At 64.8% G+C, this 22,206-nt stretch carries 20 protein-coding genes; 10 read left to right on the top strand and 10 right to left on the bottom strand.

Annotated features, from left to right (window positions below):
* Nucleotides 1-6: 6 nt before the first annotated feature.
* A complete protein-coding gene (locus I6F16_RS11460) occupies nucleotides 7-915 on the top strand; it encodes a ribokinase (protein WP_225173693.1) in 909 nt (302 codons plus the stop codon).
* Between the two features lie 161 nt (nucleotides 916-1,076).
* On the opposite strand, the gene I6F16_RS11455 is transcribed toward I6F16_RS11460, so the two are convergent.
* Complete coding sequence (locus tag I6F16_RS11455; RefSeq protein WP_225173692.1) at nucleotides 1,077-2,294, bottom strand: FAD-dependent oxidoreductase; 1,218 nt, start codon at nucleotides 2,292-2,294, stop codon at nucleotides 1,077-1,079.
* Nucleotides 2,295-2,520: 226 nt separating this feature from the next.
* On the opposite strand from I6F16_RS11455, the gene I6F16_RS11450 reads away from it, so the two are divergent.
* Nucleotides 2,521-3,315, top strand: coding sequence for an enoyl-CoA hydratase/isomerase family protein (locus I6F16_RS11450; RefSeq protein WP_225173691.1), 795 nt, complete (start codon nucleotides 2,521-2,523; stop codon nucleotides 3,313-3,315).
* A gap of 218 nt (nucleotides 3,316-3,533) precedes the next feature.
* Here I6F16_RS11450 and I6F16_RS11445 read toward each other — a convergent pair whose 3' ends face one another.
* Nucleotides 3,534-5,246, bottom strand: a complete 1,713-nt coding sequence (locus I6F16_RS11445) for an IlvD/Edd family dehydratase (RefSeq protein ID WP_057027028.1) — start codon at nucleotides 5,244-5,246, stop codon at nucleotides 3,534-3,536.
* Nucleotides 5,247-5,611: 365 nt separating this feature from the next.
* Between I6F16_RS11445 and I6F16_RS11440 the strand changes: the two genes are divergently transcribed.
* Complete coding sequence (locus tag I6F16_RS11440; protein ID WP_225173690.1) at nucleotides 5,612-6,583, top strand: hypothetical protein; 972 nt, start codon at nucleotides 5,612-5,614, stop codon at nucleotides 6,581-6,583.
* Nucleotides 6,584-6,598: 15 nt separating this feature from the next.
* Here the strand turns inward: I6F16_RS11440 and I6F16_RS11435 are convergent, their stop codons facing one another.
* Nucleotides 6,599-7,531 (bottom strand): LysR family transcriptional regulator, encoded by a 933-nt coding sequence (locus I6F16_RS11435; RefSeq protein WP_109144533.1) that lies wholly within the window; start codon nucleotides 7,529-7,531, stop codon nucleotides 6,599-6,601.
* A gap of 105 nt (nucleotides 7,532-7,636) precedes the next feature.
* Here I6F16_RS11435 and I6F16_RS11430 point away from each other — a divergent pair, with 105 nt between their 5' ends.
* The 4 genes from I6F16_RS11430 to I6F16_RS11415 all read left to right on the top strand — a co-directional run bounded on the left by I6F16_RS11430 (nucleotide 7,637) and on the right by I6F16_RS11415 (nucleotide 10,083).
* A complete protein-coding gene (locus tag I6F16_RS11430; protein WP_036004628.1) occupies nucleotides 7,637-8,449 on the top strand; it encodes an SDR family oxidoreductase in 813 nt (270 codons plus the stop codon).
* A 30-nt stretch (nucleotides 8,450-8,479) separates the two neighbouring features.
* Nucleotides 8,480-9,013, top strand: a complete 534-nt coding sequence (locus I6F16_RS11425; protein ID WP_225146120.1) for a DUF417 family protein — start codon at nucleotides 8,480-8,482, stop codon at nucleotides 9,011-9,013.
* 162 nt (nucleotides 9,014-9,175) lie between these two features.
* The gene (locus I6F16_RS11420; protein ID WP_036025851.1) at nucleotides 9,176-9,628 is read left to right on the top strand and encodes a carboxymuconolactone decarboxylase family protein; all 453 of its coding nucleotides are present in this window, start codon (nucleotides 9,176-9,178) and stop codon (nucleotides 9,626-9,628) included.
* Nucleotides 9,629-9,672: 44 nt separating this feature from the next.
* On the top strand, nucleotides 9,673-10,083 hold the full coding sequence (locus tag I6F16_RS11415; protein WP_036025852.1) for a cupin domain-containing protein: 411 nt from the start codon (nucleotides 9,673-9,675) through the stop codon (nucleotides 10,081-10,083).
* Between the two features lie 7 nt (nucleotides 10,084-10,090).
* Here I6F16_RS11415 and I6F16_RS11410 read toward each other — a convergent pair whose 3' ends face one another.
* Entirely contained in the window at nucleotides 10,091-10,915 is an 825-nt protein-coding gene (locus tag I6F16_RS11410; RefSeq protein ID WP_036025853.1) for an NAD(P)-dependent oxidoreductase, read from the bottom strand.
* Between the two features lie 90 nt (nucleotides 10,916-11,005).
* On the opposite strand from I6F16_RS11410, the gene I6F16_RS11405 reads away from it, so the two are divergent.
* Nucleotides 11,006-11,983 carry an SMP-30/gluconolactonase/LRE family protein gene (locus I6F16_RS11405; protein WP_036025854.1) on the top strand — a complete coding sequence of 326 codons (978 nt, stop codon included), beginning with the start codon at nucleotides 11,006-11,008 and terminating at the stop codon, nucleotides 11,981-11,983.
* Between the two features lie 320 nt (nucleotides 11,984-12,303).
* Here I6F16_RS11405 and I6F16_RS11400 read toward each other — a convergent pair whose 3' ends face one another.
* Together I6F16_RS11400 and I6F16_RS11395 are read right to left on the bottom strand one after the other, a co-directional pair.
* Nucleotides 12,304-13,734: an aldehyde dehydrogenase family protein gene (locus I6F16_RS11400; RefSeq protein ID WP_036025855.1), complete on the bottom strand. Its 1,431-nt coding sequence runs from the start codon at nucleotides 13,732-13,734 to the stop codon at nucleotides 12,304-12,306.
* A 269-nt stretch (nucleotides 13,735-14,003) separates the two neighbouring features.
* Complete coding sequence (locus I6F16_RS11395) at nucleotides 14,004-16,367, bottom strand: transketolase (protein WP_036004600.1); 2,364 nt, start codon at nucleotides 16,365-16,367, stop codon at nucleotides 14,004-14,006.
* Nucleotides 16,368-16,498: 131 nt separating this feature from the next.
* Between I6F16_RS11395 and I6F16_RS11390 the strand changes: the two genes are divergently transcribed.
* Together I6F16_RS11390 and ppk2 are read left to right on the top strand one after the other, a co-directional pair.
* Nucleotides 16,499-16,960 carry an Lrp/AsnC family transcriptional regulator gene (locus I6F16_RS11390; RefSeq protein WP_036004597.1) on the top strand — a complete coding sequence of 154 codons (462 nt, stop codon included), beginning with the start codon at nucleotides 16,499-16,501 and terminating at the stop codon, nucleotides 16,958-16,960.
* Between the two features lie 91 nt (nucleotides 16,961-17,051).
* Nucleotides 17,052-17,972 (top strand): polyphosphate kinase 2, encoded by a 921-nt coding sequence (gene ppk2, locus I6F16_RS11385; protein WP_036004675.1) that lies wholly within the window; start codon nucleotides 17,052-17,054, stop codon nucleotides 17,970-17,972.
* 5 nt (nucleotides 17,973-17,977) lie between these two features.
* Here the strand turns inward: ppk2 and I6F16_RS11380 are convergent, their stop codons facing one another.
* The 4 genes from I6F16_RS11380 to I6F16_RS11365 form a co-directional block, all read right to left on the bottom strand.
* Entirely contained in the window at nucleotides 17,978-19,057 is a 1,080-nt protein-coding gene (locus I6F16_RS11380; RefSeq protein WP_036004594.1) for a zinc-binding dehydrogenase, read from the bottom strand.
* Between the two features lie 56 nt (nucleotides 19,058-19,113).
* A complete protein-coding gene (locus tag I6F16_RS11375) occupies nucleotides 19,114-20,055 on the bottom strand; it encodes a DMT family transporter (RefSeq protein ID WP_057027221.1) in 942 nt (313 codons plus the stop codon).
* Between the two features lie 187 nt (nucleotides 20,056-20,242).
* Complete coding sequence (locus tag I6F16_RS11370; protein ID WP_036004591.1) at nucleotides 20,243-21,082, bottom strand: aldo/keto reductase; 840 nt, start codon at nucleotides 21,080-21,082, stop codon at nucleotides 20,243-20,245.
* A 200-nt stretch (nucleotides 21,083-21,282) separates the two neighbouring features.
* The gene (locus I6F16_RS11365) at nucleotides 21,283-22,179 is read right to left on the bottom strand and encodes an SMP-30/gluconolactonase/LRE family protein (RefSeq protein ID WP_225112734.1); all 897 of its coding nucleotides are present in this window, start codon (nucleotides 22,177-22,179) and stop codon (nucleotides 21,283-21,285) included.
* Nucleotides 22,180-22,206: the final 27 nt, after the last annotated feature.

Genomic DNA, 22,206 nt, shown 5'->3' with positions numbered 1-22,206 from the left:
AAAGAGATGGGGCGGGTCTTCGTTGCCGGCAGCATCAACATGGATGTGGTGGCCACGGCCGATCGCCATCCGCGCGTCGGCGAGACCGTCGCCGGCCGCCAGGTCCTGTATTTCCCAGGCGGCAAGGGCGCGAACCAGGCGGTCGCGGCCTCGCGGTTAGGGGCGCGGACCACGCTGATCGGGCGGCTGGGCAGGGATTCGTTGGGCGCTGAGCTGAAGGCCTTTCTCGGCGACCAGGGCATCGACCTCGGCTATGTCGTGGAGACGGCCGAGGCGCACACCGGGACGGCCATCATCACGGTGGCCGAGGCCGACAACACCATCGTCGTCGTTCCCGGAGCGAACGGGCTGGTCGGCGCTGATGACGTCAAGGTCGTGCCGCTGCTGAAGGGCGACGTCGCCGTCAGCCAGTTCGAGATTCCGCTGCCGACGATCGCTGCCTTCTTCCACCGCGCCCGCGCGGCGGGGGCAGTGACCGTGCTGAACCCGGCGCCGGCGCAGAAGATGCCGGGCGAGCAGCTGGCGCTGGTCGACATCCTCGTGCTGAACGAAACCGAGCTCGGCTTCCTCGCCGGCGTTGAGCTCTCCGAGAGCGACGCGGCCGGCCGCATCATCGATGTCGCGCGAAAACTTCAGGCGCGCGAGGACCAGACCATCTGCGTCACGCTCGGCAAGCGCGGCGTGCTCGCGCTCGCCGGGCACGAGGAGATCTCGGTGGCCGGCCGTGTGGTGAAGGCACTCGACACCACCGGCGCCGGCGACTGCTTCGTCGGCGCGCTCGCCGCGCAACTCGCTGATGGCGCGCCCTTGCGTGAGGCGCTGACGTTCGCCAATGCCGCCGCCTCGATCAGCGTGCAGCGCATGGGCGCCGGACCGTCGATGCCGACGGGGGCGGAAGTGGCGGCGATACTGTAGAGGCCTCTTCGCCTCTCCCCGCTTGCGGGGAGAGGTCGGAATTTGCGAGAGCAAATTCCGGGTGAGGGGGAGTCTCCGCGAGTCCGACTGCCACCGTGTGCGCGGAGAAAGCCCCTCACCCCGACCCTCTCCCCGTAAGAACGGGGAGAGGGAGAAGAACATCACGCCAGCGCGCTCTTCAGGTCAAAGCTTTCGTCCGCGGCCTGCTCCGGCGTGATGGAGCGGTCCATAGCCTGCAATCTCCGGCCGAACATGTGATCGCCGGCGCGGTTGATGGATTCGATTCCGAGCAGCTTGTCGCCGTGATAGCAGAACGCCGAGAATGCCTTCTTGGCGGGATCGCCGCGCAGCACGACGCGGTCGTAGCCGGTCGTCAGCCCCGCGATCTGGAGCTTGTCGTCGCCCTGATCGCTCCAGAACCAGGGATGGCTGTCGTACGGTTTCTTATCCCCGGTCAGCTTTGCTGCGAGGCAGCGGGCCTGATCGGTGGCGTTCTGCACCGATTCCAGCCGCAGCGATCCGCCGAAGCGCGGGCTTGCGAACAGCGCGCAATCGCCAATGGCCGAAATGTTGGGATCAGCCGTCGACAGATATTCATCGACGATGATGCCGGCGGCGACCGGCAGCCCTGCCTCGGCCGCGAGCTCGATGTTCGGCAGCACGCCGACGCCGACCACGACAAGGTCGGCCGGCAGATGCCGCCCGTCGCTCAAGGACACGCCGGTGACCTTGCCGGCCTCGGCTTCGATCGAGGTCGCCTGCACACCGAGATGGATACGGATGCCGGCCTCGCGGTGGCGGTCCTGGAAATACTCCGAGACCTCCGCCGTCACCGCCCGCGCCATCACACGCGGGGCGAGCTCGAGCACGTCGACCTCGAGGCCCTTGATGCGGGCGGTCGCGGCAAATTCGAGGCCGATGAAGCCGGCGCCGATGATCACGGCGCGCGTCTTCGACGGCATGATCGCGCGCAGCGCCTCGCTGTCATCGAGAATGCGCAGATATTTCACGTCGGGCAGATTGGCATTGGGCAGATCGAGCAGGCGATTGCGCGCGCCGGTCGCCAGCACGAGGTGCCAATAGTCCAGCGTCTCGCCGGATGCGAGATGCACCTTACGCGCGGCGCGGTCGATCGAGGCGGCGCGGCCGGCGATCAGCTCGATGCTCTGGTCCTGGTAAAACTTCTCAGGCCTGAACATCAGGCTCTCCGGGCCCGCGGAGCCCTTGATGTAGGCCTTGGACAGCGGCGGCCGCTGATAGGGCAGATGCGGCTCGTCATTGATCAGGCAGATGCGCTCGGCAAAGCCGGCCTGGCGCAGCGATGCCGCGATCTGGTAGCCGCCATGGCCGGCACCGACGATGATCACCGGGCCAGTCATCGGACAGCCCATTTCCGGAAGACACGAGCGTGACCCATGCCGCCTCCTCTCTCGCTGATTTTGCTTGCTGGCCTTGCGAGGAGCCGGCGCTCGTGTCCGTCCCTTGGCGAAAGCGGCTCCATTTGAGCCTATCGTTCCGCCCGGCGCAAGAGCGGTGGTTCGGGGATTGTCACCCCTGCCCTTCTGCGATTTAGTTCGAGCCTCGACCTCCTGCCGGAGAATCCAGATGACCGCTCCCGTCTCAAAGCCCGACGATCCCGCCCTGCTCAAGGTCGACGGCCCGATCGCGACCATCACGCTGAACCGCCCTGCCGCATTCAACGCGATCGATCTTGCGATTGCCCAGAAGCTCGAGCAGCTCGCAACCTATATCGAAGGCGCCGACGACATCCGCGTCGTGGTGCTCGAAGGCGAAGGCCGCGCGTTCTGCGCCGGCGGCGATCTGCAGACGATCGGGGCCGCAGCCGAAGCCGGCACGGTGACACCCGTCGTCGGCGAGCTATTGAAGCACTATCACGCCTTCATCGAGATCATCAGGCGCATGCCGAAGATCTCGCTGTCGAGCGTGCACGGCTCGGCCGCCGGCGCCGGCATGGGCCTCGCCTTCGTCACCGATCTCTGCATCGCCGCTGACGATGCCAAGTTCACGCCGGCCTATGCCAAGATCGGGGTGTCGCCGGACGGCGGCTCGACGGTCGGCATCGTCGGCACGGTCGGCTCCCGCCGGGCGCTGCAGATCTTTCTCGCCGAGGATAATTTTACCGCGCAGCAGGCCTATGAATGGGGCCTGGTTGCGAAGGTCGCTCCTGCCGCCGAGCTGAAGACCGCGACGCGAAAACTTGCCGAGCGTCTCGCGCAGAACCCGCCGGCTTCGATCGCCGGCACCAAGCAGCTGGTCTATCAGGCGGCGACCACGCCGGTGAAGCAGCAGCTCGATGCCGAGGAGCACAAGATCATCATGGCGATGAACACGGAAGCGTTCCGCACCGCCGTGAAGAAGTTCACGAGCAAGAGCAAGTAGCGGCCACACGATCGGTGGCAGGGCGGCGCCGGTGCGTACGCCTCGTCCTTCGAGACGGCGCTTACGCGCCTCCTCAGGATGAGGCTCATCAGCGTCAGTGCCCGTTGAAACTGCAGCCGCGCACTCCGACCTCATCCTGAGGAGCCCGCCTAAAGCGGGCGGCTCGAAGGATGGCCGCAGGGAAAGCTCCCAAATGCGATACCACTGCGGTCGGTGGCTCAGCCCTTCGCGGGGCCCGTTCTCTGCATGAAGTCGAAATCGCAGCCCTCGTCGGCCTGCAGGATGGTCTCGTTGAACAGCCAGGCGTAGCCGCGCCGCGCCTCTTCCGGCGCGGCCACCGGCTTCAACGCAGCGCGGCGCCGCTCCAGCTCGGCGGCGTCAACCAAGAGCTCGATGCTGCGCTTGGCCACATCAAGGCGGATCATGTCGCCGTTCTCAACCAGCGCCAGCGGCCCGCCGACGGCGGATTCCGGGGTGATGTGCAGCACGATGGTGCCGAACGCGGTGCCGCTCATGCGCGCATCCGAGATGCGCACCATGTCCTTGATGCCGCCGCGCGCGAGCTTCTTCGGGATCGGCAGATAACCGGCTTCCGGCATGCCCGGCGCGCCCTTCGGGCCGGCGTTGCGCAGCACCAGCACGTCGTCGGCGTTGACGTCGAGATCGGGATCGTCGACCCGCAAGGTCATGTCCTCGACGGATTCGAACACGACGGCGCGCCCGGTGTGCTGCAGCAGCTTCGGGCTGGCGGCGGATTGCTTGATGACCGCGCCGCGCGGGGCGAGATTGCCGTGCAGGATGGCGAGGCCGCCCTCCTTCTTGATCGGATTATCACGCGGACGAATCGCATCCTGGCCTGGCACGTCCTCCGCATTCGCCGCGATCTCCCGCAACGTCTGGCCGCTGATGGTCTTGGCATCGAGGTCGACGAGATCGCCGAGCTGCGCCAGCAGCTTCGGCACGCCACCAGCGTGGTGGAAGTGCTCCATATAATGCTCGCCGGACGGCTTGAGATCGACCAGCACCGGCACCTCGCGACCGATCTGGTCGAACGCTGCGAGATCGAGCCGGTGCGGCGAGCGATGCGCCATCGCGGTCAGATGGATCAAGCCGTTGGTCGAGCCGCCGATCGCCTGCAGCACGACTTGCGCGTTCTTGAACGAGGCCGGCGTCAACACGTCGCTCGGCTTCGGGCCCTTGGCCTTGGCCATCTCCGCGGCAACCTTGCCGCTGGCCTCGGCGAGACGGAAACGCTCGGCATGCGGCGCGGGAATCGTCGCGCTCATCGGCAGCGACAGGCCCATCGCCTCGATCATGCAGGCCATGGTCGAGGCCGTGCCCATCACCATGCAGGTGCCGACCGATGGCGCCAGCCGGCCGTTCACCGCCTCGATCTCGGCATCGTCCATGTCGCCGGCGCGATATTTCGCCCAGAGGCGGCGGCAATCGGTGCAGGCCCCCAGCACCTCGCCCTTGTGATGACCGACCACCATCGGCCCGACGGGGATGACCACGGTCGGCAGATCGGCGCTGATCGCGGCCATCACCTGCGCCGGCAGCGTCTTGTCGCAGCCGCCGATCACGATCACCGCATCCATCGGCTGGGCGCGGATCATCTCCTCGGTGTCCATCGCCATCAGATTGCGCAGGTACATCGAGGTCGGATGCGCAAAGCTCTCCGCGATCGAGATGGTCGGGAACACGAAGGGCATCGCGCCCGACAGCATCACGCCGCGCTTGGCGGCTTCGATGATGTCAGGGACGTTGCCGTGGCAGGGATTGTAGTCGCTATAGGTGTTGGTGATGCCGACGATCGGGCGCTCCAGCGCGTCGTCAGAATAGCCCATGGCCTTGATGAACGCCTTGCGCAGGAACAGCGAGAAACCGGCATCGCCATAGCTCGTCAGACCCTTGCGCAAGCCACTCGTCATCAGGGCGCTCCCTTCAGCTTTTGTCGTGGTGGTAAGGCCAGCGCCCTGATTGTCAATAACTCGACTTGCAGGCCTGACGCTTGGTTTCTGGCACTCCTGAGCACCGCGCGGCATTGCCGCACGGGACGGCGCCGAACGCGCAGGGAATCTCCCGTTTCCAGCCTCTCCAGCGTGGATCGGACCCGACCCGCCGCCCAGCCGAAGTGAATTCCATTGAACGCAACTAAGAATGATTAGCAAGTAGTTGCACGGCCGGCCATTCTGTGGAATTGTTCTTGCGAATGACTTGCAATCGCAGGGGCTTCGCGTGAACCAAGCTCCTTGCGTCGATCAGTGTCCTTGGTTCGCGCGGGTTGGTGGATGTCGTGCTGAGAAAGTTGAGCTTGCGGGGCGCAATAACGGCCGCAATTGTCGTCGCCGGTCATCTGGCGAGTTGCGTCTCCGCCTCTGCCGACGACGGTCCACGCGGCCTCGCCTATGCCTGGCCCGGCTCAGAACCGGCCCCCGGCGTCAGCAAGCTGACGGGAGGTTTGCCGTCGGCTCATTCGGAAATCGACACCGAGCACATCTTCGGTTTCAGCATGGGCTCCGACATCGGCAAGCCCGGCGAAATGGAGATCGAGTTCGAGAATGTCGGCGCATTCGGCAAGCGCTCCGGCACTTACGCAGCCTGGGCCAATCTCAATCAGGTCAAATACACGGTCTCGGACAACTTCCGGATCGCGCCAGGATTTGCACTGACCGGACATCACATCAATGGCGTTCCGGGACTTGCCGATCATCGCGACCTCGCTTTCGGCGGGGTGGCGCTCGAACTGCGCTACAAGCTGCTCGATCGTGCCGTCGCGCCCTTTGGGCTGACTCTCCATGCGCAGCCCGGCTGGAGCCGGATCGACGACGGCAGCGGCATGCACATCGCGCAATATGGCGCAGAATTTGCCGCCCTGTTCGATCGCGAGCTGGTCAAGGACAGGCTGTTCGCCGCCTTCAACGTCTGGTACGGGACCGGCGGAACCCGCGAGACCCTAACCAATCTTTGGCGACACGATTCCGAGATGCAGCTCCAGGCCGCGATCTCGTACGCAGTGCATCCCGACCTCGTGCTCGGCCTCGGCGTACGCTACGCGCGGGCCTATGACGGCGGCGGCCTCGACCGCTTTTTGGGAGACGCAGTCTTTGCTGGCCCAACCTTCTCCTACAACATCTCGAAGGAGGTCGGCATCTCCGGCACCTGGCAGATGCAGGTTGCCGGCCAGGCGATCGGCGACGTTCGCAGCCTCAACCTCGATCAGTTCGAGCGGCACCAGGCGCTGTTGCGGCTCAACCTGCATTTCTGATGTGCGGGCCCGCAGTTACGCCCGCGGCCTCCGCGGCGCAACGTTGCCGGGACTGTCGGCCAAGCGCGCCCTCAGGCGCGGCCCTGCGAAGTCGAGAAACGCTCGCAGCTTCGCCGGCATGAAGCGGTTGGGCGAGTAGACGAAGCTGACCGGCTGCGGCGGCGGTTGAAAGTCCTGCAGGACCGCAACGAGCTCTCCAGACCTCAGCGCATCCGACGCCAGATAGGAGAACACGACGGTGATCCCGATGCCTGCGCGCGCGGCATCGATGGCCGATTCCAGATTGCTTGCAATGAAGCGCGACCGCACCGGCACTGCATACTCGGTCTGCCCTCGTTTGAATCTCCACGTGCCCGGCGATTGAAGCGGAGGATAGCTGATGCAGTCGTGGGCGGAGACATCATCGGGAGCCTTCGGCGTTCCCCGCAGCTTCAGATAGGACGGGCTGGCGCAGGCGACGCGGTGAATTTCCCCCACGCGCACGGCGATCAGGCCGCTGTCGGCGAGATCGCCGACGCGAAGCGCGACGTCAATGTTCTCGTCCAGAAGGTTAAGCGTCCGGTCCTGCAAGATGAGCTGAACATCCACCTCCGGAAATGCCGCAAGAAACTCGGCAAGGATCGGCTGCAAGCATAGCCGACCGAGCGCGACCAGCGTCGTGATGCTGAGATCGCCACGCGGCGTGGTGTATTCGCCGGAGGCAACGCGCTCGGCTTCGGTGAGGTCGGCGAGAATTCGCTTGGCCGCGGCGATGTAGGAGCGACCGGCGTCCGTTGGGACGAGCGCGCGGCTCGAGCGATGAAACAGCTTGGTCTGGAGGTGCTCCTCGAGCTCCGAAACCTTCCGGCTCACCGTTGCCAACGGCATTTTTTGACGGCGCGCGGCGGCAGACAGGCTGCCCGCCTCCGCCACCGCCAGGACCACCGACATGCTTTCGAGACGATCCATGGGACACTTCCATATTCTGGAAGGAAAGATCCCGATTTTGCCAGATACCCACCATTTCCGGAAGTGCCTATTCCTCTCCGCACCCAATCCGAAGGAGAGACGAAAATGACCCAGACCAGAACAGGCACTGCCCTCATCACCGGAGCTTCGACCGGAATCGGCGCGATCTACGCCGATCGCCTGGCGAAGCGCGGCCACGACCTCATCCTCGTTGCGCGCAACAGGCAGCGGCTCGCATCGCTCGCGCGCAGGCTCGGCAACGAAACTGGCCGCAAGGTGGAAACGGTGGAAGCCGATCTCACATCCCCTGCCGACCTCCGCCGCGTCGAGCAACTCATCAGAACCAACGGCGACATTTCGGTGCTGGTCAACAACGCCGGCGTCGGCGCCTCGGCCCCGCTGATCGATTCCGACATCGACAAGATGGAAGACATGATCCGTCTCAACGTCGGTGCACTGACGCGCCTGACCTACGCAGCGGTGCCCGGATTCATCGCCCGCGGCCACGGCACGATCATCAACATCGCTTCCATCGTCGCGATCGCGCCGGAGCTGCTCAACGGCGTCTACGGCGGCTCGAAAGCTTTCGTGCTCGCATTCACCCAGTCACTCGTTCACGAGCTCGCCGGGAAGGGCATCCGCATTCAGGCCGTGCTGCCGGGCGCCACTGCGACGGAGTTTTGGGACATCGCGGGCACGCCGGTTCACCAGCTTCCGGCAGAGATCGTCATGTCGGCCGACGACCTGGTCGACGCCGCCCTCGCCGGTCTCGACCTCGGCGAAGTCGTGACGATCCCGGCGCTGGCCGACAAGTCGGAGTGGGATCGCCACGAGAGCGCGCGGCTTGCCATGACGAACAAGCTCTCGAGCACTATTCCCGCCCCTCGCTACAACCTGCACACGCACGTGAATGCGTGAGCGAACAACCGGCATCAAACGGAGATCACCATGTCACGCATCATCAGCCAATCGTCCACCTTATCCATCGCCCTGCGCCGCACGATCAGTTGGCGCGAACGTTCTGAACGCCTGCTCGCTTACGCCGAACCGATCAGCCGGATCGGTCTCTACGCCTCGCTCGCAATCATCTACGCCTGGTTCGGCGGGATGAAATTCACCGACTACGAAGCACAGGGACTGGTGCCCCTGGTCGAGAACAGTCCGCTGCTGCGATGGTTCTACACGCTGTTCTCGGTGCGCGGCTTCTCGACCTTTCTCGGCTTCGTCGAACTCAGCATCGGGCTCCTGATCGCGCTCCGCCTGTCCAGCCCGATCTACTCCGCGGCCGGCGGCCTGTTGTCGGCCGGGCTGTTCGTCACCACGCTGAGCTTCATGATCTCGACGCCCGGCGTCGTCGTGCCGGAGCTCGGGGTCCCCGCGATCACGGTCGCTCCGGGTCAGTTCCTGCTGAAGGACGTCGGCCTGCTCGCCGCTTCCTTCTGGGTGTTCACGGACTCGCTGAAGGCTGTCATCCGCAGGTGAGAGCTCACACCACAGCGCAATAACCGAAATCGAAAAAGAGTCCCGCCCTGAAAATACGATTCAACCTCGGCGGGGCTCACGCTGCTCACAATGTTCGTCGTGACAGCAGCGAGAAGGATCTGACCACCGCCGTCCAGCAGAATCATCGTCAAGGAGAGAAACATGAGTAAGCGTCTCGACTATAACCAGATCGCCCCGGCAGGGATCAAGGCGCTCGGCGGCGTCTACGGCTACGTCCTGCAGAGCCGGCTTTCCGCCACGCTGATCGAGCTGGTTTATCTGCGGATCTCTCAGATCAACAATTGCGCCTACTGCCTGGACATGCACACCCGCGACCTGCTCAACAAGGGAGAAAAGGTCGAGAAGATCGCGCTGCTGCAGGCATGGCGCGAGGCCGGCAATCTGTTCGACGAACGCGAACGAGCCGCCCTTGCCTGGGCGGAGACGGTGACACGGGTTGCCGAGACCGGCGTGCCCGACGAGGCATACCAGGCCGCACGCGCTGTGTTCGAAGAACGTGAGCTCGTGGACCTCACGATCGCGATCAGCCTGATGAACGCCTACAACCGCATGGCCATCAGCTTTCGCGCAATGCCGGCGGCTGCCGCCGGCTGATGCGCTCACCGACAACATCCTGCACAATCCGAAAGGACATTCACATGACGAAACGTGGAACCGTGGTTGCGGCGGCGCTGATCGCCGCAATCAGCCTGGCTTCACTCTCGGCACGATCCGAAGAGCCACGACTGGGCGACATCAAGCGCACACATCTCATGAAGGAAGCGCTGAGTGCGCCCGGGCGCGAGGTCATCCAGGTTCGCGTCGACTTTCCTCCGGGCGTCGTTGCCGTCAGGCACAGTCACCCGGGCGAAGAGCTCGTCTATCTGATCGAAGGCGAGCTGGAATATCGGCTCGACGGCAGGCCGCCCGTCATCCTGAAAGCCGGGGACGTGCTGCTCATTCCTCACGGAGTGCATCACGCCGTGAAGAATGTCGGCAGCGGCAACGCCGCGGAGCTTGCGACCTACATTGTCGAGACCGGCAAGCCGCTGTTGACGCTCGGCCGGTGAACGATCTCTACCGCTTATTCCAGTCGATCACACGATCCGGATCAGCGTCGAACTCCATGCTGCAGAACGTGCCGCCCTGGAAATAATCGCCGACCGGATCCGGCTTCAGCTTGGCCTGCTCGGCCATGGCGTGGTCGCGGAACTCTTCGGCGCGGCCGGTGGGGCGATAGCCGAATTCGTAGGCGCGGTGGTTGTCCCACCAGGCGCGCTCGTTGAAGGAGGCGCCGTAGAAGATCTCGAAATGGATGTCGGGATGCTCGAGCCCGATGCGGCAGAGCTGCACGAGATCGTCCGGCTTGAGCCAGATCGAGAGCCGGCGCTTGTCGAGCGGCATGTCGCCGAAATTGCCGATGCGAAGGCAAGTCACCTTCATCCCGTGCTTGTCGGCGTAGAGCGCGCCGACGGCCTCGCCGAACACCTTGCTGACGCCATAGCGGCCGTCGGGGCGCGGGGTGACGTCGGTGCCGATCTTGTGATGGCGCGGATAGAAGCCGACGGCGTGGTTCGACGAGGCGAACACCACGCGCTTGACGCCCTTGCGGTAGGCGGCCTCGAACAGATTGTAGCCGCCGATGATGTTGGCCTGGAGGATCTGATCCCAGGTGCCTTCGACCGAATAGCCGCCGAAATGCAGGATGCCGTCGACGCCCTCACAGATCGCCTCGCATTGCGCGAGATCGGCAAGGTCCGCGGCCTTAAATTTTTCATCGGGGCCGAGATCAGCCGGTGGCTTGATATCGGACAGTAGGAGATCCGGGTAGATCGGCGGCAACAGCTTCCGCAGGCTCGTGCCGATTCCGCCCGAAGCTCCCGTCATCAAAATACGCGGCATGTCGTCCCTCGCCGTTGGTGACCGAATTTGCGATCACGTGTCTCTAATGATAGCAGGATTGTCCAGAGGGAACGAAACGAGAGAACCGGCATGAATGAGGCATCGTCCCACACGGAGGAACGGCCTGGTTGGCGGCCGGCGACCTATTATCCCGATCCCGCGATCAAAGCGCTCGATCCCCGCTTCGAAAAATACTGGCTGAAACTGTCGGCGGTGGAGCGGCTGGCGACCGGCCTGCGCTGGGCCGAGGGGCCGGTGTGGTTCGGCGACGGACGTTATCTGCTGTGCAGCGACATCCCGAACCAGCGCATCCTCAAGTGGGAGGAAGAGACCGGTGCGGTCAGCGTGTTCCGCAAGCCCTCGAATTTTGCCAACGGCAACACGCGAGACCGGCAGGGCCGGCTGATCACCTGCGAGCACGGCGGCCGGCGCGTGGTGCGCACCGAGTATGACGGCAGCATCACCGTGCTGATCGATCAATTCAACGGCAAGCGGTTGAACTCGCCGAACGATGTCGTCGTTAAATCGGACGGCTCGATCTGGTTCACCGACCCGACCTTCGGCCTGCTCGGCAATTACGAGGGCTACAAGGCCGAGCCCGAGATCGATCCGAACGTCTATCGACTCGATCCCGCGACCGGCAAGGCGACGATCGTCGCCGAGGGTGTGCTCGGGCCGAACGGGCTGTGCTTCTCGCCGGACGAGAAGATCCTCTATGTCGTGGAATCGCGGGGCGTTCCGAACCGAAAGATCCTCGCCTATGACGTCTCGCCCGAGGGCACCACGATCTCGAACAAGCGTATCCATATCGATGCCGGGCCGGGCACGCCCGACGGCATGCGCTGCGACATCGACGGCAATCTCTGGTGCGGCTGGGGCATGGGCGATCCCGAGCTCGACGGCGTCGTGGTGTTTGCGCCCGACGGCGTCCTGATCGGCCGCATCGCCCTGCCCGAGCGCTGCGCCAACGTCTGCTTCGGCGGCGTCAAGCGCAACCGCCTGTTCATGGCCGCGAGCCAGTCGATCTACGCGCTTTACGTGAACACGCAAGGTGCTGTGGGGGGATAGACGCGCCGCGAGCACGGTCTCGTAGGGTGGGCAAAGCGAAGCGTGCTCACCATCTCTCGTTCGTCGCGCGATGGTGGGCACGTCGCGCAAAGAGCGCGCCTTTGCCCACCCTACGAGATCTTTCCTCGGAATGCGAAACTCTCTGGCGCATTCCGGGGCGCGCCTGTTCGGCGCGAACCCGGAATCCATTGTGCGACGGAGTTTGTGGAGGAATGGATTCCGGGCTCGTCGCTTCGCGACGCCCCGGAATGACAGGACAGCGCTAAAAAACGCCGGAGGGGTTGCCCGCTCCGGCGCTTCGTTTGTTCAGACGGAAGAACTTACGCCGCGTTGAAGCCGGCGACCGCCTTCACTTCGAGGAAGTCCTCGAGGCCGAACTTGCCCCACTCGCGGCCGTTACCGGACTGCTTGTAGCCGCCGAACGGCGCGGTGCGGTCGTTGGGCACGCCCTGCAGGTTGACGTTGCCGGCGCGGATCTGGCGGCCGACGCGCTTGGCGTCCTCGACCGTCGCACCCGTGACGTAGCCGGCGAGGCCATACGGCGTATCGTTGGCGATCTTGACCGCGTCGGCCTCGTCCTTGGCGCCGATGATGGTCAGCACCGGCCCGAAGATCTCTTCGCGCGCGATCGTCATGTCAGGCGTGACGTCGGCGAAGATGGTCGGACGGACATAGAAGCCCTTGTTGACGCCTTCGGGCAGGCCAGGACCGCCGGCGACGAGCGTTGCGCCCTCGTCGATGCCCTTCTTGATCAGGCCCTGGATCTTGTCCCACTGGCCGCGATTGACGACCGGGCCGATGGTGGTGCCTTCGGCGCGGGGATCACCGGCCTTGGTCTTGTCGGCGACGGCCTTGGCGATCGCGGCGACTTCCTTCATCTTCGACAGCGGCACGATCATGCGCGATGGCGCGTTGCAGGACTGGCCGGAATTGTTGAACATGTGCATCACGCCGCCGGTCACCGCCTTCGTGAGGTCGGCGCCTTCGAGGATGACGTTCGGCGACTTGCCGCCGAGCTCCTGGCTGACGCGCTTCACGGTGGGCGCTGCGCGCTTCGCAACGTCGATGCCGGCGCGGGTCGAGCCGGTGAAGGAGATCATGTCGATGTCGGGGTGCTCGCTCATGGCGGCGCCGACCTCGGGGCCGAGGCCGTTGACGAGGTTGAACACGCCCTTGGGCACGCCGGCTTCATGGAGGATCTCCGCGAAGATCAGCGCCGAGGTCGGCGTGAACTCGCTGGGCTTTAGGATCATGGTGCAGCCGGCGGCGAGCGCGGGCGCGACCTTGCAGGCGATCTGGTTCAGCGGCCAGTTCCAGGGCGTGATCATGCCGACCACGCCGATCGGCTCGCGCAGCACCATGGCGGTGCCGACCGGCTCCTCGAAATGATAGTTCTTGAGCACGTCGAGCGTGGTCATGAGATGGCCGAGGCCGGCGCCGGCCTGCAGCTTCTCCGCCATCGGCAGCGGTGCGCCCATCTCGTCGGAGACGGCGGCGCCGATCTCCTTGAGGCGGCCCTTGTAGACCTCGATGACCTTGCTGAGCAGCGCGACGCGCTCCTCGCGGCTGGTCTGGGAGAAGGTCGCGAAGGCGCGCTTGGCGGCGGCGACCGCCTTGTCGACATCGGCCTTGGAGCCGAGCGCAACCTCGTACATCGCCTCTTCCGTCGCCGGATTGATCACGGCGGTGGACTTCTTGACGGCGGGGTCGACCCAGGCGCCGTCGATGTAGAATTGCATGCGATTGACCATCGTTAACCTCTTCTTTGGGGGCTTGGAGGGGGCGTTTCGGCAAGCATCCTTGCACGAAAGCGCCGGCAATTGAACCCGCCATATGCGGGGCCAGCGTTGCGGCGAGCGGAGGTTATATGAGCCGATGGCGGGAACGTGGCAAGGTGGCCCCGCAGTCATTCCGGGGCGCGCCTTTTGGCGCGGGCCCGGAATCCATACTCCCGATCGTGGTTATGGATTCCGGGCTCGACGCTGCGCGTCGCCCCGGAATGACGAGGCAGTTACCTCCGCTACACCGCCATCTTCCGGTGCAGCACCGGCGCGCCGGTGGTGAGGCTTTCGGCCGCATCGATGATGGCGTTGGCGTCGATGCCATAGTGCCGATAAAGGTCCGCGATGCTGCCGGTCTGGCCGAACTGCTCGACGCCGAGCGCCTCGACGCGATGGCCACGGACGCTGCCGAGCCAGCCGAGCGCAGACGGATGGCCGTCAATCACGGTCACGATGCCGCAGTCGCGCGGCAGCGGCGCGAGCAGCTTTTCGATGTGGCTGAGATGCTGCACGCCGCGGCGGTCGCGCCGTAATTTCCGCGCCGCGGTCCACCCCGAATGCAGACGGTCGGCCGAAGTGATCGCGAGCAGGCCGACGTCGCGGCGGCTCTCGCCGATGAAGCCGGTCGCCTCGATCGCCTCGGGCGCGACCGCGCCCGTATAGGCGATCACGACCTCGGCATTCGGGCCCGGCTTGCGCAGCCAATAGGCGCCGTCGGTGATGCCCTGTCGCAGCTCCGGTGTCATGATCCGCTGCGCCTGCTCGATGGCGCGTGTGGAGAGGCGCAAATAGACCGAACCGCCCTCGCCCGGCTCGCGCTGCATGTGCTCGAAGCCGAAAGCCATGATCACGGCGAGCTCGTCGACGAAGGCCGGCTCGAACGAGGCCAGGCCGTCCTGCGCCATGCCGATCAAGGGCGTTGCGATCGACTGATGCGCGCCGCCTTCGGGCGCGAGCGTGATGCCGGACGGCGTCGCCGCCACCATGAAGCGCGCGTCCTGGTAGCAGGCGTAGTTCAGCGCATCGAGGCCGCGCTCGATGAAGGGATCGTAGAGCGTGCCGACCGGCAAGAGCCGCTCGCCGTTGATCTGGTGCGACAGGCCGAGCGCCGAGAGCATGATGAACAGGTTCATCTCGGCGATGCCGAGCTCCAGATGCTGGCCCTTTGGCGAAGCGTCCCAATTGTAGGTCGAGGGAATTTTCTCGCTGCGGAACAAGTCCGCCTTCTCGGCCCGCGCGAACAGGCCGCGGCGGTTGACCCAGGGGCCGAGATTGGTGGAGACGGTGACGTCCGGCGAGGTCGTGACGATGCGCCTGGCGAGCTCGCTGTCGCTGCGCGCGATCTCGTTCAGCACGAGGCCAAAGCCCTGCTGGGTCGACATCTGCGGCGACGGCTTGAAGGCGAGCTGTTGCGGCACCTCGACGACGGGCGCCGTGAGCCGGCGGCCATCCTGATTGAACGGCACCCGCGCGAGGAAGGCCTCGAGCTCGGCCGCATCCTGCGGCAGCCCTTCGAACTTGTCCCATTCGTGGCCCGGCCGGATGTTCTGGCTGTCGCGATATTTCTCCATCTGCGCGACCGTCATCAGGCCGGCGTGATTGTCCTTGTGGCCCTGGAAAGGCAAGCCGACGCCCTTGATCGTGTAGGCGATGAAGCAGACGGGGCGGTCGTGGTCGATGGAATCGAACGCCTCCAGCACGCTCGCCATGTCGTGGCCGCCAAGGTTCGACATCAGCGCCAGCAGCTCCTCGTCGCTGCGCTTGTCGATCAGTTTTGTGATCGGGCCCTGGTCGCCGATTTCGTCATGGAGGTGCTTGCGGAAGGCCGCGCCGCCCTGGAAGCACAGCGCCGCGTAGAGCGCATTCGGGCAATTGTCGATCCACGTCTTCAGCGCCTCGCCGCCGGGCTCGGCGAAGGCGTCGCGCATCAGGCGGCCGTATTTCACGATGACGACGTCCCAGCCGAAATTGCGGAACATGGTCTCGAACTTTTCCCAAAGACCTTCGCGCACAACGGCATCGAGCGACTGCCTGTTGTAGTCGACCACCCACCAGGTGTTGCGCAGGCCGTGCTTCCAGCCCTCCGCGAGCGCCTCGAAGATGTTGCCTTCGTCCATCTCGGCGTCGCCGACGAGCGCGATCATCCGCCCCTCGCGGCGATCCTTCATCCAGCCATGCGCCTTGACGTAATCCTGCACCAGCGAAGAGAACAGCGTCTGCGCGACGCCGAGGCCGACCGAGCCGGTGGAGAAGTCGACGTCGTCGACGTCCTTAGTGCGCGAGGGATAGGACTGCGCGCCCTTGAAGCCGCGAAAATTCTCCAGCTTCTCGCGGCTCTGCCGGCCGAACAAATACTGGATGGCGTGGAACACCGGGCTCGCATGCGGCTTCACCGCGACGCGGTCCTCAGGGCGCAGCACGTGGAAGTACAGCGCCGACATGATGGTGGCTAGCGAGGCGGACGAGGCCTGGTGGCCGCCGACCTTGAGGCCATCCGCATTGGAGCGGATGTGGTTGGCGTGGTGGATGGTCCAGGACGACAGCCACAGCGCCTTGCGGCTGAGGGCGGTCAGGATGTCGAGACGGGCGGGGTCAACGGGCATGGCGATGCTCCGGAAAATATGCACCGATCATACGCCTGCGCGGTGCGTCAAACTTCTCAATTTTTCGCGCCATACCCGCCGATATTGGGATACTTTACCAACGTAGCGGACAAAATGCAGGTTTCATCCCAATGCCCGAGCTCGACGCCATCGACCGCAAGATCCTCAGCCACCTTCAGAACGACAGCCGCCTGACCATGCAGGAGCTCGCCGACAAGGTCGGCCTCTCGGTCTCGCCCTGCCATCGCCGGGTCAAGCTCCTGGAGGAGCGCGGCGTCATCTCGCGCTATGTCGCGACCGTCGACCAGAAGGCGCTGGGACTGCATGTCAGCGTGTTCATCTCGATCAAGCTGGCACGGCAGAAGGAGGAGGATCTCAACCGCTTTGCCCGCGCCATCTCGAAATGGGACGAGGTGCTGGAATGCTATCTGATGACCGGGAACCGCGATTATCTGCTCCGCGTCGTCGCCGCCGACCTCGCCTCCTACGAGGCGTTCCTGAAGACCAAGCTGACCCGGCTCGACGGCATTGCCTCGATCGAATCGAGCTTTGCGCTGAGCCAAGTGAAATATTCGATCGCGCTGCCGGTGTAACCAAGCGTCCGCCGGATTGCATGTTGTCACATGGGCGCAACAAACCCCGCCGATGGTCGTTGTGCTGGTATCCGAGCCGAGAGAAGAACCCATGACCGCAGCCGATCGCAAATCCGAGATCTCCAAGCGCGAGCGCATCATCCAGGAAATGGCCGACGATCTCGACGAGGAACTGGAGATGGAGATGGATGATACCCGTCTCGACGAGCTCCTCGACGAGACCGGAACCCTGAGGCCGATGGTCGATCGCAGGCTCTATTTCCGGGAACTGCTCCGCCTCCAGGGCGAGTTGATCAAGCTCCAGGACTGGGTGCAGAGCGAGAGGAAGAAGGTCGTGGTGCTGTTCGAGGGCCGCGACGCCGCCGGCAAGGGCGGCGTGATCAAGCGCATCACGCAGCGCCTCAATCCCCGCATCTGCCGCGTCGCGGCGCTTCCGGCGCCGAACGAGCGCGAGCGCACGCAATGGTATTTCCAGCGCTACGTCGCGCACCTGCCGGCCGGCGGCGAGATCGTGCTGTTCGATCGCAGCTGGTACAACCGCGCCGGCGTCGAGCGCGTGATGGGCTTCTGCTCGGAGGAGGAGTACCAGGAGTTCTTCAAGACCGTGCCGGAATTCGAGCGCATGCTGATCCGATCCGGCATCATCCTCGTCAAGTACTGGTTTTCGATTACCGACGACGAGCAGCAATTCCGCTTCACCATGCGCATCAAGGATCCCCTGAAGCAGTGGAAGCTGAGCCCGATGGACGTCGAGTCCCGCAGTCGCTGGGAGGCGTACACCAAGGCCAAGGAGACGATGCTGGAGCACACGCATCTGCCGGATAGCCCGTGGTGGATCGTCGATGCCGTGGACAAGAAGCGCGCCCGGCTCAACTGCATCGCACACCTATTGACTCAGATCCCGTACCAGGAGGTCGTGCGGGCTCCGGTGACGCTGCCGCCGCGCGTGCGACATCCCGACTATCAGCGAGGCCCGGTCCCGCCGGAGATGTACGTGCCGGCGAAATATTGACACTCCTACCGCCACGGCTGCACGATGATCTTGGTGTGGGCTTCGGGGTTGGCGAGATCGGCGAAGGCCTTTGCGACGCCGTCGAGGCCGACTTCGGCGGTGACCATCGCGGCCGCGTCCACCTGCCCTTCGGCGATCAGGCGCAGCGACGCAGCAAACTCCTCCGGGGTGTAGCCGAGCACGTATTGGACGTTGAGCTCCTTCATGATGCCGAGCATGGGCTCGCTTCTGTCGCTCTCCATGCAGACGCCGACCACGACGATGCGTGCATCGCGCGGGGCACCCTCGAACACCTGTTGCAACAGGCCGGGCACGCCGACGCATTCGAAGATGATCGCGGGCTTCAGCGCGGGCAGCATGGCCTGGAACGGCGGCCGCGCCGCCTTCTCAGCCTCCGACATCTGCGCGTGCTCAGCCCAGGTCGCGTAAGGCTGCGACGTGCGGGGATCGACGACGATGTCGGCACCGAGCTTTGCGGCGAGCGCGCGCCGCGCCGGCGAATAGTCGGCCGCGACGATCGGATGCAGCCGTTTGAGCTTCAGCGCGGCGATCACCGCGAGTCCGACCGGGCCGCAGCCGATCACGAGCGGCACCTCGCCGCCACGGATATTGGCTTTGGCGACGGCATGAACGCCGACGGCGAGCGGCTCGGTCAGCGCGGCATGCTCCGGCGCGGGGCCGTTGGGCACTTCGAGCAGCAGCGCTTCGCTCAGCAGCATCGCCTCGGCATAGCCACCGACATTGTCGTTGGAATAGCCGATCCCTTCGATGCCCTGCGGCGTCACCAGCGCGGGAAGCGAGCAGACCTGGGTTCCCGGCTTCAGCTTGCGCGATGTGCCGGGGCCGTAATCGACGATCTCACAGCAGAATTCGTGGCCGAACACGACGTCGCGGCTGAGGTCCATCGGCTTGCGCCCGGTCTTCCGCGCCATCTCCACCATGCGATGGGCGTGCTGGCGCGCGTGCAGGTCGGAGCCGCAGATGCCGCAGGCGAGCGTCTTGACCAGAACCTGGCCGGGGCCCGGCGTCGGCTCGGCCATCCGACCTACGACAATCTCACCGTTCCTGAAAATCGCGGCGCGCATCCGGCTCCTCCCCTTTGGAGCGAGTGATAGCACGAAGCAGGACGTGCAAACTTGCGTCAGGGGTTCGGGGACCGCTCTTCCAGCACCAGCAGCTGGGCGCGGCGCACCCGCTCGCGATGGGCGATATAAAGACCGCTGGCGACGATGAAGGCGGCGCCGACGACCGTCCAGATATCCGGGACCTCGCCGAAGATGAAGAAGCCCAGAATGCTGACCCAGAGCAACTGCGTATAGGAGAACGGCGCCAGCACCGAGGCATCGCCGTAGCGATAGGCCAGCACGATGATCCACTGGCCCACGGTCGAGGCGACGCCGATCACGATGCCCAGCCCGATCGCGGTCCAGCTCGGCGTGACCCAGACGAACGGCACCATGACGCTGAGGATCGCAACGCCGGTCAGCGCGGAATAGGCCATGGTGGTGAGCACCGCTTCGCGACCGCTCATCATCCGCGTCAGGATCAGCGCGGCGGCCCAGCAGAACGCCGAGATGATCGGGAAGAATGCGGCGGCATGGAACGCGCTCGTGCCGGGCCTCAGGATGATCAGAACGCCCGTCAAGCCGATCGCGGTCGCGATCCAGCGCCGCATGCCGACCTTCTCGCTCAGGAAGATGATCGACAGTGCGGTGACGAATAGCGGCGAGACGAAGCCGGTGGCGGAGGCTTCGGCGATGGGCAGAAATGCAAGGCCGGTGATGAAGAACAGCGACGAGCCGAGCAGTGCGGCGCCGCGCATCAATTGCAGACCGAGCCGCTCGGTGCGCATCGCATGCAGTGGCGAGCCCGGCAGCATCACGGGCGTGAATAGCAGCGCGAACGTGACGAAGCGGATCCAGGTGATCTCGATCGAAGGCAGGCTGGTCGACAGATATTTCGCGGTGACGTCGGAGCAGCCGAGGAAGATCGTCGAGAGCAACACCAGCGCAATGCCCTTGAAGGGATGATCGACGCGCGCAGGCGCGCGGCGAGCCTGCTGCTTCTTCTCCGGAACGGGCATGGGAATACTGTCGAGCCTTGCGGCTGCGGCGGGCGGCGGTGTCACGGCTGGAACCCGGGCAAAATGCGAATCGAGAACAGCCGTAAAAAACGACATCTGCTCCGCATTCACAACTTCCGAAAACAGGATGCCGATATGCGCGAGCCGCCGCGCGCGTCAATGCTCCGTTAATCTTGCCCGTTGTGCACTACAGCATGGGCAGGCCGCGTGGCTTCGGCCCGCGCGGAAACGCCGCGTCGAGCGCGGCAATCTCGTCCTTCGTCAGCACGAGGTCGCCTGCCGCCGCATTCTCGCCGGCATGTTCCGCAGACGAGGCCTTCGGAATGGCGAACACCGTAGTCGCACGGGTGAGGAAGCTCAGCGCGACCTGACGCGGCGTCGCACGATGCGCTTCTGCGATGCGCGCCAGCACGGCACCGCCCTTGCTGCTGCCTGCGGGGAAATCGTCGTGGCCGAAAGGGGAGTAGGCAACGACGGCAACATTATGCCGTTCACACCACGGGATCACCGCATGCTCGATCGCGCGTTCTTTCAGGTGGTAGAGCACCTGGTTGCAGGCGATCCGCCCCTCGCCGGAGACGTCGAGAATCTCATCGAGATCGTCGGCATCGAAATTGGAGACGCCCCAGGACTTGATCTTGCCTGATTGCACCAGCTCCTCGAACGCAGCGACGGTGTCCTCCAGCGGATAGGAGCCGCGCCAGTGCAACAGATAACAGTCGAGCCGGTCGGTCTTCAGCCGCTTCAGCGAGCGCTCGCAGGCGGTGATGGTGCCGCGGCGCGAGGCGTTGCTGGGCAGCACTTTCGAAACGAGGAACACTTCATCGCGCCGGCCTGCGATCGCATCCGCAATGACGAGCTCGGCATCGCCGTACATCTCGGCGGTGTCGATGTGGGTCATGCCAAGATCGAGCCCGCGCTGCAGCGCCGCGATCGCGCGCTTGCGGTCGCCGTGGTCGAGATACCAGGTGCCCTGCCCGATGACGGAGACGCTGGCGCCGATCTTGCCGAAGGGTTTCTTGTTCATGGTCGCTCCGATCTCCGCTGTTATTTTTCCCTCTCCCCGTTCTTACGGGGCCGCGACGAGCTTCGCTCGCGCTGAGAGGGTCGGGGTGAGGGGCTGCTTCCGCAAACTCGATAGCAAAGAGACTCGCGGAGGCCCCCCTCACCCGCCGCGCTTTGCGCGTCGGCCTCTCCCCGCAAGCGGGGAGAGGCGAAGAGTCCGCGCTACAATCCCCCGATATCCGCCACCAGCACGCTGCCGGTCGCGGACTCCGTGATATAGAGCCGATCCTTGTTTTCGCCACCGATCGCGACATTGGTGCAGTTCGGTCCCGCGCACGATTTGATGCGCGCGATCAGTTCCCCGTTCGGCGCGAACACGAAGACGTGGCCGAGCGAGGGGTGGCCGACGAACAGGCGGCCCTTGGCATCCATGGTCAAGCCGTCGGGGCCGCTGGTGCCGAACAGCGAGCAGAAGCGGCCGACCTTGGACACGCTGCCGTCCTTCATGAACGGCAGCCGCCACACCGCGTTGTCGCGCGTCATCGCGACGAACAGCACGGTTTCGGCTGGGTCGAGCACCAGGCCGTTCGGACTGATGCCGGTGTCGAGCAGGCAGTCGAGCCGGCCGTTCGATCCCAGCCGATAGACCCGGCCACTTGGATCGTGCAGGCCGGTCTGGCCCTGATCGGTGAAATAGATATCGCCGTTTGAGGCGAGATGCAGATCGTTGCAGCCGCGGAACGATTCCGAATTGCGCCCGGTCACGACCGGCTTGACGCGGCCGGCTTCGGCATCGAGCTCCATGATGCCATGCCTGTAGTCGGCGACCAGAATGCGTCCGTCGGATGCGATCTTCAGCCCGTTCGGCCAGCCCTCATATTCGATCACGAGCGACCATTCGCCATGGGGCGCGATGCGAAAGATGCGGCCGAACGGAATGTCGACGATATAGAGATTACCGTCCTTGTCGAATGACGGCCCCTCGATGAAGCTCTCGGTCGGTATGTTCGGCCGATTGGCATCGGCCCAATCGGTTCGCACGCCCTTGCGGCGAAACTTTTCGGGCATGGCGGTGAACAGCCTGGTCTCGATCAGGCGCGGCGGCGTTTCCAGGTACATCATGGTTGTTGTGGATGTTGAAAGGAG

The sequence above is a fragment of the Bradyrhizobium sp. IC4060 genome (assembly GCF_020193715.1).
Taxonomy (GTDB): Bacteria; Pseudomonadota; Alphaproteobacteria; order Rhizobiales; family Xanthobacteraceae; genus Bradyrhizobium; species Bradyrhizobium yuanmingense.
Note: the sequence above shows the minus strand (reverse complement) of the source record. Positions and strands in the feature narration are given on the sequence as shown.